Annotated in this window: 8 protein-coding genes; 6 read left to right on the forward strand and 2 right to left on the reverse strand. The window is 63.6% G+C overall.

The genetic code is table 11. From position 1 onward, the window contains the following. Positions 1-1,745: [protein-PII] uridylyltransferase (glnD, locus tag ACLBXN_RS05270; RefSeq protein ID WP_447611387.1), on the reverse strand; the 1,745-nt coding region annotated here is incomplete at its 3' end. A 189-nt stretch (positions 1,746-1,934) separates the two neighbouring features. Then, on the reverse strand, positions 1,935-2,747 hold the full coding sequence (gene map, locus ACLBXN_RS05275) for a type I methionyl aminopeptidase (protein ID WP_343677831.1): 813 nt from the start codon (positions 2,745-2,747) through the stop codon (positions 1,935-1,937). Between the two features lie 179 nt (positions 2,748-2,926). On the opposite strand from map, the gene purL reads away from it, so the two are divergent. The 6 genes from purL to ACLBXN_RS05305 all read left to right on the forward strand — a co-directional run bounded on the left by purL (position 2,927) and on the right by ACLBXN_RS05305 (position 15,037). Next, complete coding sequence (gene purL, locus ACLBXN_RS05280) at positions 2,927-6,937, forward strand: phosphoribosylformylglycinamidine synthase (protein WP_447611388.1); 4,011 nt, start codon at positions 2,927-2,929, stop codon at positions 6,935-6,937. Positions 6,938-7,138: 201 nt separating this feature from the next. Continuing rightward, positions 7,139-7,648, forward strand: coding sequence for a sigma-70 family RNA polymerase sigma factor (locus ACLBXN_RS05285; protein WP_003056515.1), 510 nt, complete (start codon positions 7,139-7,141; stop codon positions 7,646-7,648). After that, positions 7,645-8,697: a FecR family protein gene (locus ACLBXN_RS05290; RefSeq protein ID WP_447611389.1), complete on the forward strand. Its 1,053-nt coding sequence runs from the start codon at positions 7,645-7,647 to the stop codon at positions 8,695-8,697. The genes ACLBXN_RS05285 and ACLBXN_RS05290 overlap by 4 nt, the downstream gene beginning before the upstream one ends. Before the next feature lie 486 nt (positions 8,698-9,183). Further along, a complete protein-coding gene (locus tag ACLBXN_RS05295; protein WP_447611390.1) occupies positions 9,184-11,496 on the forward strand; it encodes a TonB-dependent siderophore receptor in 2,313 nt (770 codons plus the stop codon). 410 nt (positions 11,497-11,906) lie between these two features. Continuing rightward, positions 11,907-13,286 (forward strand): SWIM zinc finger family protein, encoded by a 1,380-nt coding sequence (locus ACLBXN_RS05300; protein WP_447611612.1) that lies wholly within the window; start codon positions 11,907-11,909, stop codon positions 13,284-13,286. Then, the gene (locus tag ACLBXN_RS05305) at positions 13,283-15,037 is read left to right on the forward strand and encodes a DUF5691 domain-containing protein (RefSeq protein ID WP_447611391.1); all 1,755 of its coding nucleotides are present in this window, start codon (positions 13,283-13,285) and stop codon (positions 15,035-15,037) included. Before ACLBXN_RS05300 ends, ACLBXN_RS05305 begins: the two co-directional genes overlap by 4 nt. Positions 15,038-15,058: the final 21 nt, after the last annotated feature.

The raw sequence follows: 15,058 nt of genomic DNA on the forward strand, positions 1-15,058 counted from the left end.
AGCTTGCGCTCGTTGCCGACGCGTTCGGCAAAGGCACGAATCACGTCGGGGTCGGACAGGTCCTGCTTCTGTGCCACCTGGCTCATGGTCAGATGCTCGCGCACCAGAAACTCGACGAGCTCCGCATCGGCCTTGTCGATCTGGTGGGCGCGGCAAAAACGTTTGACTTCGACGGCACCGATCACGGAGTGATCGCCGCCTCGGCCCTTGCCGATATCGTGGAAGAGGGCGGCCAGATACAGAATCCAGGGCTTGTCCCAGCCTGCGGCGAGCTGGGAGCAGAACGGGTACTCATGGGCATGCTCGGCCATGAAGAAGCGCCGCACATTGCGCAGCACCATCAGGATATGCTGGTCCACGGTGTAGACGTGGAACAGATCGTGCTGCATCTGCCCCACGATGCGGCGGAAGGGCCAGAGATAGCGGCCCAGCACCGAGGTCTGATTCATCAGCCGGATGGCATGGGTGATGCCGCGCGGCTGCTGCAGGATCTTCATGAAGGTGGCGCGATTGACCGGGTCGCGACGGAAGGCGCTGTCCATCACATCGCGGCTGGCATACAGCGCTCTCAGGGTTCGCGTCGACAGACCCGTCAAACCCTCATGCTGCTCATACATGAGAAAGGTTTCGAGAATGGCATGCGGATCGCGCTCGTACAGATCGTCGCTGACCACCTCGATGGTGCCGGCCTTCTCGCAAAAGCGATCATTGAGCTGAATCAGCTCGTGCGAGCCGGGGTTCAGGCGCTCCTCGATGCTCATGCGCACGATCTGGCACAACTGGGTCACCGCCTTGGCCGCCCAGTAATAGTGGCGCATCAGGGTCTCGCCGGCCCGCATGGCCAGCTTGCGGCCCTCCGGCGTGGTGGACCTGTAGCCGAAGGCTTCGGCCACGGCGGTCTGCAGGTCAAAGACCAGCCGGTCCTCGTGGCGGCCGGCAGCGGCATGCAGGCGGGCACGGATCAGGCTGAGCAGGGATTCGTTGGATTCGAGCTGCTGGACCTCGAAATGGGTGATCAGGTCTTGCTCGGCCAGCTCATGCCAGCTGTTGCCGAAGCCTGCGGCCTTGGCCAGCCAGAGCATGGTGTGCAGATCGCGCAGCCCGCCGGGCGATTCCTTGCAGTTGGGCTCCAGCGAGTAGGGCGTGAAGTCGTATTTGGCGTGGCGCTGGCGCATTTCCAGCAGCTTGCCTTCGACAAAAGCCTTGGGATCGAGTTGCGCGCGGAACTGCTGCTCGAAGTCGGCAAACAAGGCCTTGCTGCCGGTGATGCGGCGTGACTCCAGCATGGCGGTCTGTACCGTCAGGTCCTGCGCAGCCTCCTGCAGGCATTCGGCAATGCTGCGCACGCTGGAGCCGATTTCCAGGCCGACATCCCAGCAACTGCTGATGAACTGCTCGATGCTGGCCGCCAGTTCCGCAGCCGGCGGTGCACTGTTTTGGGGCAGCAGCACCAGCACATCGATGTCCGAGTAGGGAAAGAGCTGGGCGCGCCCATAACCCCCCACGGCCAGCAGGGCCGCGCCTTGCGGCATCTGCGCGCGTTGCCAGAGGGTACGCAGAAGACCGTCGGCCAGTTCACTGAAATGGTGCAGCACTCCGCGCACGCTGCGTCTGCCCAGCGTGGGGTTGCGCAGCAAGTCCATCTGCCGGGCCTTGGCCTCGCGGTATTGCTCGCGCAGGCCCTGTAGCGAGGGGAGGTCGGAGACGTCGGCAGAGTTGGCGTAGGAGTGGGCAGAGGAGGTCATGCGCAGTAGAAAAAAGCGTTTCAACAGGGCAAGTGCTTGAGCGTCACCTTAACCCAACTGACTTGGGCTTGAGGCCTGTGATGGCAAAAAGATGAGCGCATGGCGCTTGCAGCACAAGGTCTACAAGCAAAAAATATGCCGCATCCGGCTTTGGCCGGTGCGGCATGCAGGTCAGCGGCAGCAGTGCGCTCAGGTGCGGATGGACGTGATGAAGTCAGGGGGAGTGGGCGAGCCCTCGGACCAGGTCAGCACGTCATAGCCGGTCTTGGTGACGGCCAGCATCAGCTCCCACTGGGCAGTCAGGCTGCGGTCCTTGGTGACGACGGTCCAGCCGTCGGGCATGGCCTTGATGTCGCGCTTGCCCAGATTCAGCATGGGCTCGATGGTGAAGACCATGCCTTCTTCCAGAACGACGCCTTCGCCGGGGCGGCCGTAGTGCAGCACCTGGGGCTCGTCGTGGAACACCTTGCCGATGCCGTGGCCGCAGTATTCACGCACCACGGACAGGTTGTTGCTCTCCGCATAGGTCTGGATGGCGTGGCCGATATCGCCCAGCGTGGCACCGGGCTTGACCTGGGCAATGCCCTTCCACATGGCCTCGAAGGTCAGCTTGGAGAGCCGCTTGGCCGCAATCGTGCCTTCGCCAATGATGAACATGCGGCTGTTGTCGCCGAACCAGCCGTCTTCGGTGATGATGGTCACGTCGACATTGACGATATCGCCCTTCTTCAAAGGCTTGTCGTTGGGGATGCCGTGGCACACGACATGGTTGACCGAGGTGCAGACATAGGCCGGGTAGGGCGTCATGCCCGGAGGCTGATAGCCCAGGCAGGCCGTCTTGGTGCCTTGCTCGGCCATGCGCTTGGCGCACAGATCGTCGATCTGCTGGGTGGTGATACCGGGCTTGATGTGGGGGGTGATGTAGTCCAGCACATCCGAAGCAAAGCGGCCTGCAATGCGCATGCGCTCGATGTCTTCGGGGGTCTTCAGTGTGATGCTCATGGCCGCAATTATCCCATTGCGCGCTTGAACATGCAGGGCTTGTGGGTGTGAGCATTCGGACTAACCCCGAGGCACGGTAAAATCCGAGGCTCACCGAATTCAGCGCTTTGGCCCGGTCCTCTCAGGCAGGGGATTGGCCAGGACGCTTTTCAACAGCCTTCACATAAACAGGCCGCCACGTGACATTGCATCTGACACAGTTTGAGGGTGGAAACGCCCTGAGCTCGTTCCGCGCCCAACAGCTTCTGACCGATCTGGTCGCCATCCACCCCAAGATCACCGGCGTATCTGCACGCTTTGTGCACCTGGTTGCCACCGAGGGCGCAGTTGCGCCCGCATTGCAAGAGCGCCTTTCGGCGCTCTTGACTTATGGAGACCCTTACACGGGCAGCGCTGAAGGCCTGGCCTTCATCGTCACCCCCCGTCTGGGCACCATCTCGCCCTGGGCTTCCAAGGCCACCGATATCGCCCGTAACTGCGGCCTGAATGTGTTCCGTGTGGAACGCATGACCGAGTATCGCGTGGACATGAAGTCCGGCCTGCTGGGCGGCAAGCCCGAGCTGTCGACAGAGCAGACCGCTCAGATCGCCGCTTTGCTGCACGACCGCATGACCGAGTCCGTGTTTGCGACACGCGCAGAGGCCGAGCAACTGTTCACCACCCTGGCGGCACAACCCATGGAGTTTGTGGATGTGCTGGGCGGTGGCCGCGCAGCGCTGGAAACCGCGAACAAGCAATGGGGTCTGGCCCTGGCCGAAGACGAGATCGAGTACCTGGTCAACGCCTTCAACGACCTCAAGCGCAATCCCACGGACGTGGAGCTGATGATGTTCGCGCAGGCCAACTCCGAACACTGCCGCCACAAGATCTTCAACGCCAAGTTCACCATCGATGGCGTGGAGCAGGAAAAGTCGCTGTTCGGCATGATCCGCAACACCGAAGCCTGCTCGCCCCAGCACACCGTGGTGGCCTATGCCGACAACGCTTCCATCATGGAAGGCCATGAAGTCGAGCGATTTGTCGCCAAGTTCGATGCCAAGGCAGACGCAATCAGCGCCCCCAGCTATCACAAGCAGGCGGCTACCAACCATGTGCTGATGAAGGTGGAAACACATAACCACCCCACGGCGATTTCGCCCTTCCCCGGCGCATCGACCGGCAACGGCGGCGAAATTCGTGACGAAGGTGCAACCGGCCGCGGCTCCAAGCCCAAGGCCGGCCTGACCGGCTTCACCGTCTCCAAGCTCTGGGGCAGCGAAGTGGGCAAGCCCGAGCACATCGCCAGCCCGCTGCAGATCATGATCGAAGGCCCTCTGGGTGGCGCGGCGTTCAACAACGAGTTCGGTCGTCCCAATCTGACAGGCTATTTCCGCGAGTACGAGCTGCAGGTCGGCGACATCACCCGCGGCTACCACAAGCCCATCATGATCGCCGGCGGCCTGGGCGTGATCGATTCCGAGCTGACCAAGAAGATCGAGTTCCCGGCGGGCACGCTGCTGATCCAGCTGGGCGGCCCCGGCATGCGCATCGGCATGGGCGGCGGTGCGGCAAGCTCCATGGCTTCGGGCACCAATGCTGCGGAACTGGACTTTGACTCGGTGCAGCGCGGCAATCCCGAGATCGAGCGCCGTGCGCAGGAAGTCATCAACCATTGCTGGCAGCAGGGTGCCGAGAATCCCATCCTGGCCATCCACGACGTGGGTGCCGGTGGTATCTCCAATGCCTTCCCCGAGCTGACCAACGATGCCGGGCGCGGTGCACGCTTTGACCTGCGAGCCGTCAAGCTCGAAGAGTCCGGCCTGTCGCCCAAGGAAATCTGGTCCAACGAATCGCAGGAGCGTTACGTACTGGCCATTGCTCCCGAATCGCTGGAGCAGTTCACGGCCTTCTGCGAGCGCGAGCGCTGCCCGTTTGCCGTCATCGGCACGGCCACCGAAGAGCGCCAGCTGGTGCTGGAGGACACGGCGGTCGAGTCCGGCGACCAGAAGTTCCCCGTGGACATGCCCATGAACGTGCTGCTGGGCAAGCCGCCCAAGGTGCACAAGGATGTGACCAGCGTGGAGCGCGAGCTGCCCGCCATGGACCTGACCGGCGTGCCGCTGGAAAAGGCCGTGATCGAAGTGCTGGCCCACCCCACGGTGGCTTCCAAGCGCTTCCTGATCACCATTGGCGACCGCGCCGTCGGTGGCCTGACCCATCGCGACCAGATGGTCGGTCCCTGGCAGGTGCCGGTGGCCGACGTGGCCGTGACCCTGGCCGACTACAAGGGCTTCAAGGGTGAAGCCATGGCCATGGGCGAGCGCACGCCGCTGGCCGCCATCGACGCGCCCGCTTCGGGCCGCATGGCCGTGGCCGAAGCCATCACCAATATGCTGGCCGCCCCCATCGAGCTGTCCAAGGTGAAGATGTCGGCCAACTGGATGGCCGCCTGCGGCGAAGCCGGTGAAGACGCTGCGCTGTACGCCACCGTCAAGGCCGTGGGCATGGAGTTGTGCCCCGCGCTGAACATCTCGATTCCCGTGGGCAAGGACTCCCTGTCCATGCGCACCCAGTGGAGCGAGAACGGCCAGACTAAGAAGGTCACCTCGCCCGTGAGCCTGATCATCACCGGCTTTGCCGCCATCGACGATGTGCGCACCACGCTCACGCCCCAGCTCGACGCCGAGGTGGAGGACAGCACCCTGGTGCTGATCGACCTGGGCCGCGGCAAGATGCGCATGGGCGGCTCCATCATCGGTCAGGTGCTTAATCAGTCGGGCAACGAAGTGCCGGATCTGGACGACCCCAAGGATCTGATCGCCATGGTGGATGCAGTGAATGCACTGCGCGCCAAGGGACTGATCCTGGCCTACCACGACAGGGGCGACGGCGGCCTGCTGGCCACGGCCGCCGAAATGGCCTTTGCCGGCCATGTGGGCGTGGCCTTGAATGTGGACATGCTGATCACCGAAGGTGATGGCATCTCCGACAGCCGCATGGACAGCGGCGAAGGCAAGAACTGGGGCAAGCAGGTCTCCGGCCGTCGCGAAGACCTGACCTTGCGCGCGCTGTTCAACGAAGAGCTGGGCGCCGTGCTGCAGATCAGGACCGAGGACCGTGCCGAAGTGCTGCAGGTGCTGCGCGAACATGGCCTGATCCAGTGCAGCCATGTCATCGGCAAGACCCGTCCTGCTTCGTCCCCTGTGGACGCCGGCAAGGGCGAGCTGCAGGTGTGGCGCGATGCGAACAAGGTGTTCGGTGCAACCCTGTCCGATCTGCACCAGGTCTGGGATGCCGTGAGCTGGAAGATCACCCAGCAACGCGACAACCCCGTGTGCGCCGACAGCGAGCATGCTGCGGCGGGCGAACCCACCGACCCCGGCATGCATGTGCATCTGACGTTCGACCCTCAGGAGAACGTGGCAGCGCCCTTTATCAACGTGGCTGCCAAGCCTCGCGTGGCGGTGCTGCGCGAGCAGGGCGTGAACTCCCATGTGGAAATGGCCTACGCCTTCACCGAAGCCGGCTTTGATGCGGTGGACGTGCACATGAGCGACCTGCAATCAGGCCGTGCGCAGCTCAAGGACTTCGCCGGTGTGGTGGCCTGTGGCGGCTTCAGCTATGGCGACACCCTGGGTGCGGGCATTGGCTGGGCACGCTCCATCACCTTCAACGACCGTCTGTCCGAGCAGTTCCAGGCCTTCTTCGGTCGCAGCGACACCTTCGGCCTGGGCGTTTGCAACGGCTGCCAGATGTTCGCCGAACTGGCCGACATCATCCCCGGTGCGCAGGATTGGCCGCGCTTCACGCAAAACCAGAGCAACCGCTTCGAGGCGCGTCTGAGCATGGTGGAAGTGCTGGAGTCGCCCAGCCTGTTCCTGCAAGGCATGGCCGGCTCCCGTCTGCCCATTGCCGTGGCGCATGGCGAGGGCTTTGCCAACTTCCAGTTCCGTGGCAATGCCCAGCAGGTGGTCAAGTCCATGCGCTATGTGGACAACCACGGCCAGCCGACCGAGCAGTATCCGTTCAACCCCAACGGCTCGGCTGGTGGCTTGACCGCAGTGACGACCGCCGATGGGCGTTTCACCGCGATGATGCCTCACCCCGAGCGCGTGTTCCGCAATGTGCAGATGAGCTGGACCTCGGGCGACAAGTCCGAATTCAGCCCCTGGATGCGCGTCTGGCGCAACGCCCGCAAGTGGCTGGGTTGATTCCCTGGCACTTCTAGTGCAATCAAAAGGCTCTGCATTCTGCAGAGCCTTTTTTCATGGAAGTTCGGTGGGGCTCCTGCGCGGCGCCGAGGCGCTGCCGGGTATGAGTGCTGGCAGGGCCTGCATCTGGATACAATCTAAATGATAATCACTATTGATTGAGTCCTTCCAAGGAATCTCGAAAGAGAGCTGAAACCCGCCATGCCAACTAGCACCAGTCCCCTGCACCAGGAGGTTGCCCGTCTCTATACCGAGCACCACGGCTGGTTGCACGGCTGGTTGCGAAGAAGACTTGGCGACGTGCATCAGGCGGGCGATCTGGCGCATGACACGTTCCTGCGCTTGCTGGCGCGTCAGGAGCCGGTATCGGCTCGCGAGCCCAAGGCCTTCCTGACCACGGTGGCGCAGCGCGTGCTCGCCAATCATTACCGTCGCCAGCAACTGGAGCGCGCCTACCTCGAGGCATTGGCTCAGTTGCCGCCGGTTCTGGCACCATCCCCCGAGGAGCGGGCTTTGCTGCTCGAGGCGCTGGACGAAATCGACCGCATGCTCGATGGCCTTGCTGTGCCGGTACGCCAGGCTTTTCTGCTGTCCCAGCTCGACGGCATGAAGCAGGCCGAGATTGCCCAGGAACTGGGGATCTCGATCACCACGGTCAAGCGCTACCTGATGCAGGCCGGCATGCGCTGCTTTGCGGCGGTAGCCGCATGAATGAGCCGCGGCTTGCCTCTGCCGAAACGGAGATCTCTGCGCAAGGCTTGCCGGCAACGGCGCCAGACGTCCCTGCAGACCTGGCCAGGCAGGCCGTCGAGTGGTGGCTTCAGTTGCAGGAGGAGCCGGACAGCGCCCTGCTGCAGTCGCAGTGGCATGCCTGGCGTGCTCAGAACCCCTTGCACGAGCAGGCCTGGCAGCGCATCCAGGCCGTACAGCAGCGCCTGCAAGGTCTGGGCGACACGCCGCTTGCGGCGCTGGCGAGGTCCGCACTGGTATCCAGGCGCGGCGGGGATCGACGTCGTGCAGTGCAGGCCCTGCTGCTGCTGGTGCTTGGCGGTGGCGCGGCCTGGCAGATGGAGGCACACCTGCCTTGGCGCAACTGGGTCGCCGATGTGCGTACGGCGCGTGGTGAGCGCCGCCGTTTGACCCTGCCAGACGGCACGCAACTGGTGCTGAACGGCGGCAGCGCGCTGGATATTGCCTATGGCGCCACCGAGCGGCTGTTATTGTTGCGGGCAGGTGATATCCATGTGGTGACTGCAGCAGATTCGCAGCAGCCAGCAAGGCCTCTGGTCGTGCAGACCGAGGCGGGCGAGATGTGGCCTTTGGGTACCCGCTTTACCGTGAATGTCGCCGAAGGACAGCGCAGTCTGGTCGCTGTCTATGAAGGGGCGGTGCGGCTGCGGCCACGGCTGCAGCCGCAGCAAGAGCGCGTGCTGCCGGCCGGGCAGCAGGCCTGGGTCGATATGCAAGGAGTGGCTGCTGCCGTGCCGGCATACGAGGAGCAGTCGGCCTGGATTGACGGCATGCTGGTGGCGCGCAATATGCGCCTGGATGCCGTGCTGCAGGCGCTGCAGCCCGCCACCACTGTTTCCCTGGTTTGTCATCCTGCGGTAGCGGGCCTCAAAGTCTCCGGTACTTACCCCCTGGATGATGTGCCGCGCATCATGGCCACGCTGGGCACCTTGCTGCAGCTGCAAGTGCGCTCCATGCGCCGCTGGTGGGGAGGGCAGGAGCTGGCCATCGGCCCCATGGGGGCACTTTAGGCTGGTTGTTGAAGCTGGCTTGCACGGATTCCTGCCTTTTCAAAATAAATAGCGACTTCCGATTGATATGCCTGTATTTCAGATTGAAAAAGCATTGAAATCTATACAGAGAAGGCGGTAGGCGCTATTTATTTTGTTCTTTCACTGCCTGGAGCATTCAATGATGGTCGGAGCCTGAGCCCCGGTCTTTCAAAATTTTTGGTTCCAAGGTGGTCTGTTTTCCCGCTTCGCGGGACATGCAGGAAGAGGGCGGTTTCGCATCGCCCGGGCTGATCTGTTTCGTTGCCGGAACGGGTTGTGTATTCCTGTTTCTTGGGGCTGCGGCCCTTGATCTCCATGGCCTTTACTACGCCAACTTCCCCGGTATCTTTTGCTTCCTTGTCCTGTGTTTCAGACGCCTCAGAGGGCGCAGGACTGGCTCCCACGGCCTCGGCTCATGCCGTCCGCCTGTTGGCATGCACTCTGGCTGCTGCAGCATGGACGGGCATGCCGTCCCTGGCCATCGCCCAGAGCGGCGTGTCTGCAGGAGTTGCAGCCGAGGCCGGTAACGATGAGGTTCGTGACTATCGCATTCCCTCAGGCTCACTGGATGAAGTGCTGAATCGCTTTGGTCGTGAATCAGGCCTGTTGCTGTCGTTCACGCAGGACCAGGTCCAGGGCTTGAGCAGCCCCGGCGTGCACGAGCGTGCCACGGCGCAGCAGGCCCTCAATCGCCTGCTCGCCGGCACCGGCCTGGTGGCTCAGCGTTCGCCGCAAGGTGCCTTACTGCTGCGCAAGATGGGGCAGCCTGTATCGGACGGTGCAACGGCGTTGTCCGAAGTGACCGTGACCTCGAAATACGATGCGGCCATGAGCGGCTATGCGGCCAACGACCGCCCGACGGCCACCAAGCTGGGCAGCACGCTGATGGAAACACCGCGCTCCGTCTCCATCGTGAGCCAGGAACAGATCAAGAACCAGGCGCCCAAGAGCATCGAGCAGGCACTGTCGTATACGGCCGGCGTCACCACGGAGGTGACGGGAGCCGACCTGCGCATGACGGGTGCCATCATTCGGGGATTCAGCGACGGCAGCTCCTACTACAAGGACGGGCTGCGCCAGTTTTCGGCCGGCACCTATGGGTCGTGGAATGATGAGATCGACGAACTCGAGAGCATCGAGGTCATCAAGGGACCGGCCTCGGTGCTCTTTGGGCAGGGGCGGCCCGGCGGCGTGATCAATGTGGTGTCCAAGAAGCCCGAAGCCGATCATGTCAACAGCGTTGGTATCTCCTACGGCCGATACCAGCGTGCCCAGCTGACGGCCGACCTGGGCGGCGCCCTGAGTGAAAGCGGTGATGTGCTTTATCGGCTCAACCTCAAGGGGCGCGACAGCAATAGTCGTACCGTGGGTTCGCGTGACGACCGCATCTCCATCGCTCCTTCGCTGCGCTGGAACCTGTCCGCCCAGACGCATCTGACTCTGCTCGGAAGCTACTCTCGCGAGCGCGGCACGCCAAAGTCCTGGTGGCCCAGCCTGTTCACCTACCCCCAGATCAAGAACCTGTCATCCAGGCTGACCGCTGGTGATCCGGCATTTGACCGTTTCGACCGCAACACCAGGTCGATAGGTTATGAGTTCGGACACCTGATGGACAGCGGCTGGCAGCTCTCCCAGAACCTGCGCTATTCCACCATCGATATCGACTACCGTCACATCTATGCCATGGACGTGCTGGCCGATGGCCACAGCATCTCGCGCGCCAATCTGGCCCAGCGCACCAAGGGCAAGACTCTGGCCATGGACAGCCGCGTGCAGAAAGACTTGCGCTGGGGTGAGTTGCAGCACCGCCTGGCTTTTGGTCTGGACCATACGCGGTACAGGGAACGTGGCGGCCTGGGTTTTGGCTGGGACGTACCCGATCTGGATCTGAATGCCCCGCTATACGGCCAGTCCATCGCCATGTCCGAGCTGGAGGACAGCCACTCCAACCTGCGCCAGACCGGCATCTACACGCTCAACCAGCTGCAGTACGGGCGCTGGATTGCCAATCTGAGTCTGCGCCACGATACGGCCCGCACCATGCAGAACAGCATCACGCAGCCGCGGATCAGCGATAGCGACACAACGGGCAGTGCCGGCCTGCTCTACCAGTTCGAAAGCGGCTGGGCACCTTATGCGAGCTATGCCACCTCGTTCGATCCGACCACCGGCCTGGCTTATGACGGTAGCGCGTTTGTCCCGCGTCGCGGCAAGCAGTACGAGGTGGGCGTGAAGTATCAGCCCGCAGGCAGCAGCACGCTGATCACCGCTTCGGTCTTCGATCTGCGTCAGAGCAATGTGATCACGCAGGACCCGGCCCATCCGCGCTTCAGCATCCAGACCGGCGAAGTGCGCTCCACCGGCCTGGAGCTGGAAGCGCGCATCGGCCTGACGCGAGAACTCAGCAGCCTGTTGAGCTACACCTGGCTGGACCCTCGGACCACGCAAAGCACCCGCGCCGCCGAAGTGGGGCGCCAGACCCTGCAGACCACGCGCCATGCGGCCAGCATCTGGCTGGACTACCGCCCGCGCGCTTTCCCCGGTCTGATGCTGGCCGGCGGTGTGCGCTACAAAGGCCGTTCGCCCTACAACGTGGCATCGGATGGCCGTCTGAACTTCAACGACGCGGTCACCGTTGCCGACCTGGCCGTGGCCTACGACACGCCCAGGTACCGCATTGCGCTGAACATCAACAACCTGTTCAACAAGACCTATTTCGCGGGCATCTTCCGTGGCGTCGACCGCGAGGCCAATCTGAGCGTCAAATACTATTGGTAAGCAAAAGTAGCAATCATGCCGTGGCCTGACTGCTGCGGAGTCGGTACTTGCATCTGCAGCAGCGTCGGCGGACTGAATGATTGCCAGTAACAGCAGCGCCGCAGCTTGGCGAAGAAGCCGGTTGATGCATGTCACCCGGCTTCTTGATGTTCTGATTTTTTGCACGTTTTCATCGGCACGGTGCCATGGCGATGATAGGCTGACGCCTTGCGCGCAACGGTTTGCGCGGTCTGTCAAACCACAGTTTTTGCCGCGCTGAAAGCACTGTTTCAGCAAAGTGCGGACGAGGTTTTCCGAGGGTAGTCTCGCACTCGTCCTTGGTGCGTAAGCGCCTCGAACTATCAAGATATTGCGTCGATTCGGGACGGGAGACATTGGTGTCGCGTGTATTAGCAACGGAAGCGGAAGTTTTGGCGCTGTCGCCGGATGCTGCGTCATCCAAGGCGGCCAAGGGACTGCAGTCCCTGAGCAAATGGCCGAACACAGGCAGCAATGATGCTGCGGTCTGGGGGGAATGCCAGGGCAGCGGCAGCAAGCCGTACCAGACTCAGGTCGATCTGAGCGGGCCGGCCTTCAAGTGCTCCTGCCCCAGCCGCAAGTTCCCCTGCAAGCACGGGCTGGCTCTGATGCTGCTGCGCGCAGGCGGCCAGGTGCCGGAGGGCGGCGAGCCCCCGGAATGGGTCAGCAACTGGCTGGGTGGTCGTCTGCAAAAAGCCGAGCAGAAAGAGGCCAAGGCGGCTGCCATTGCCGCTGCGCCAGTGGCGGATCAGGAGGCTCTGGCCAGACAGCAGGCCAAGCGCGAGGACAAGCGCTGGGACAAGGTTGCTGGCGGCATGCAGGAGCTGTCGCTATGGATGCAGGACATGGTGCGCACCGGCCTGGCCAATCAGGCCGGCGACAGTCAGACGCGCCAGCACTGGAACACCATGGCGGCACGCATGGTGGATGCCCAGGCCACCGGCATGGCCGCGCGTATCAGGGAAGCCTGGGAGCTGGTGGACAGCCACCCGAGCTGGCCGCGTGACCTGCTGGTGCAGTTGGGCCATTGGCAGCTGCTGGTGGATGCGGTGCAGCGGCGTGACTCGCTGAGCCCCGAGGTGAAGGCCGACGTCATGGCTGCCCTGGGCTGGCCCATGGACAAGGCCGAAGTACAGGCCCGTGGCGAGACCATCAGCGACGATTGGCGGGTGCTGGGTCAGCGCCTGATCGAGCGCGAGGGGCGCCTGCTGGAGCGCCGTGTCTGGTTGCAGGGCCTCAATACCGGGCGCGCGGCACTGCTGTTGGACTATGCCCAGGGCGGGCGCGGGTTCGAGACGGCCTGGGTGAGCGGTGGCGCTTACCGCACAGCCTTGAGCTTCTACCCTGGCAGGGCGAGCCTGCGGGCAGTCGCGGTCAATGGGGTTGAAGCACTCGACAGCTGCGATGCCGCAGCCCTGACGGTCAAGGCTCTGGGCGAACCGTTGCAGCAGCTGGGCGAGCGCATTGCCGCCAATGCGCTGCAGCCGGTGCAGCCGCTGTGGTGTGCGAATGCCCAGCTGCTGTATGTAGAGGGGCAATGGCTGGTGGGCTGGCCCACAGGACAGAGCCAGGCAGCGCCCGTGCCTGCGGTGATTGCCGATGACGAAGCCTGGCGGCTGCTGGCGCTGAGCGGCGGCACGCCTCTGGCCCTGTTTGGCGAGTGGGAGTCCGGGCCGCAACTGGGGCGCTGGCGCTTGCTCAGTGCCTGGCAGCAGGATGCTCACAGCCAGGCCTTGTCCCCCATCTGGCAGAACCAAGGAGAGATGCGATGAGCAGCGCCAATTTATGGGCTGCGCTGCAGCAGTCAAGTCTGGTCGGCGCGGACAGGCTGGCCGTGCCTGCGGTGTTGACCGCGCAGGTCGATGCCGCAGCCAGCCCCGGTTTGCAAGCCATGCAAACAGCCTGGCTGCAGCCGGCTGCATCAACGGCTGCACAGCTGCTCAGAGCCAGCGCCGTCGCTGCCGTCTTGGAGCGGGCGGGCTGGCAACCCGGTGCGCAGGTCAGGCTCGGTGCGCCTTTGAGCTCTCCGGCGTTGCCTGCCGACGAGTCTCGCCGCGCGCCCGAGGATGAGCGCTTGCATGGCCTGATGCGTGATGTGCTGCAGCATGGGCCCGAGAACATGCTGGCTCCCATGTTCCATGCCCTCGATCAGGCTGGACAGCGCTTGCCTTATGCGCTCCTGGTCGATGCTTTGAACGAAGGCCGCCGTTCGGTGGAGCTGCGTACCTGGCTGACGCCGGTGCTGGGCGAGCGAGGACGCTGGCTGGCCGGGCTCAACCCGCAGTGGAGCTATGCCAGCGGCGTGCAGGAGACGGCCAATGCCGAGCTGATCTGGCAGGAGGGCTCCATCGAGCAGCGCGTGGCGCTGCTGCACAGCGAACGTGAGACCGACGCCGACCAGGCGCGTGCCAGACTGGAAGCCAGCTTGAAGGAGCTCAATGCCAAGGAGCGTGCGCCCATGGTGCTGGCCCTGGGTGTGGGCTTGTCCATGGCGGACGAGCCGCTGCTGGAAAAGCTGCTGACCGATCGCAGCAAGGAGGTGCGCGAGAACGCTGCCCGTCTGCTGTCGCGTCTACCGCAAAGCGCGCACAGCCTGCGCATCCTGGGCTGGCTGCAGTCCATGCTGAGCCGCAATGCCAAGGGGGAATGGCAGATCGAGCCGCCCGAGGAGGGCAGCAAGGACTGGGAGCGCGACGGCATTGCGCTGCAGCCGCCGGCCTATATCAAGGGCGTGAAAGCCTGGTGGCTGCAGCAGATGGTGGAGCTTGCGCCCATCGATTTCTGGCTGCAGACCCTGGAGATGACGCCCGAGCAGCTCTGGGAATGGAGCCGCCGCAGCGACTGGAAGACCGCTTTGCGCCAGGGCTGGCTGGCGGCACTGCGCGATCAGCCCGATGTGCGCTGGATTGCGCTGCTGCAGACCATGGAGCGCGATTCACGAGCCCAGGCATTGCTGTCGGCCCTGCTGGACCGGCTGAGCCAGCAGGAGCGCGAGGCGCTGTGGCAGACGCAGTTGCAGCAGGCCAAGGGCAGCCTGGTAGACCGCATCAACACCATCGAGAGCAGCATGCCGGTGGTTGGCGTGTTTTCTCAATCCATGTCTGAGCCCTTGATGGACGCACTGGACAAGGCGCTGGGCGGCAAGCAGGCCACGGGCAGCTGGCATAGCTGGCAGGCCGATCAGGCCGTGCTGGCCTGCGCGCGCCGCCTGCATCCGGCCGTTCTGCCGCGCTTTGTGCGGCTCTGGCGTCAGCCTCCACAGGCTGAGGAGCTTGCCGTGCCGCAGCAGCCCGAGGCAGCAGCCCCGTCAGGACTGGCCGGGCTCTGGAAAAAGCTGGTATCCAAGGTGGCCGATGCGACGGAAGAGGTCGCCGCAGTGGCTGAGGAAAGCACTCTGACGCCCGAGAAGCAGGCGCGGCTGGAGCGCGCCCGTCTGCGCCCCTGGGATGACGAGCGCGTGCTCGAGCAACTCAACCGTATCGCCGATCTGCGCCTGGCCCTGCATGCCGCACTGGGCGCCTAAGCCTTCGAATTTTTCTGCATT

The organism is Comamonas sp. C24C (assembly GCF_053345995.1).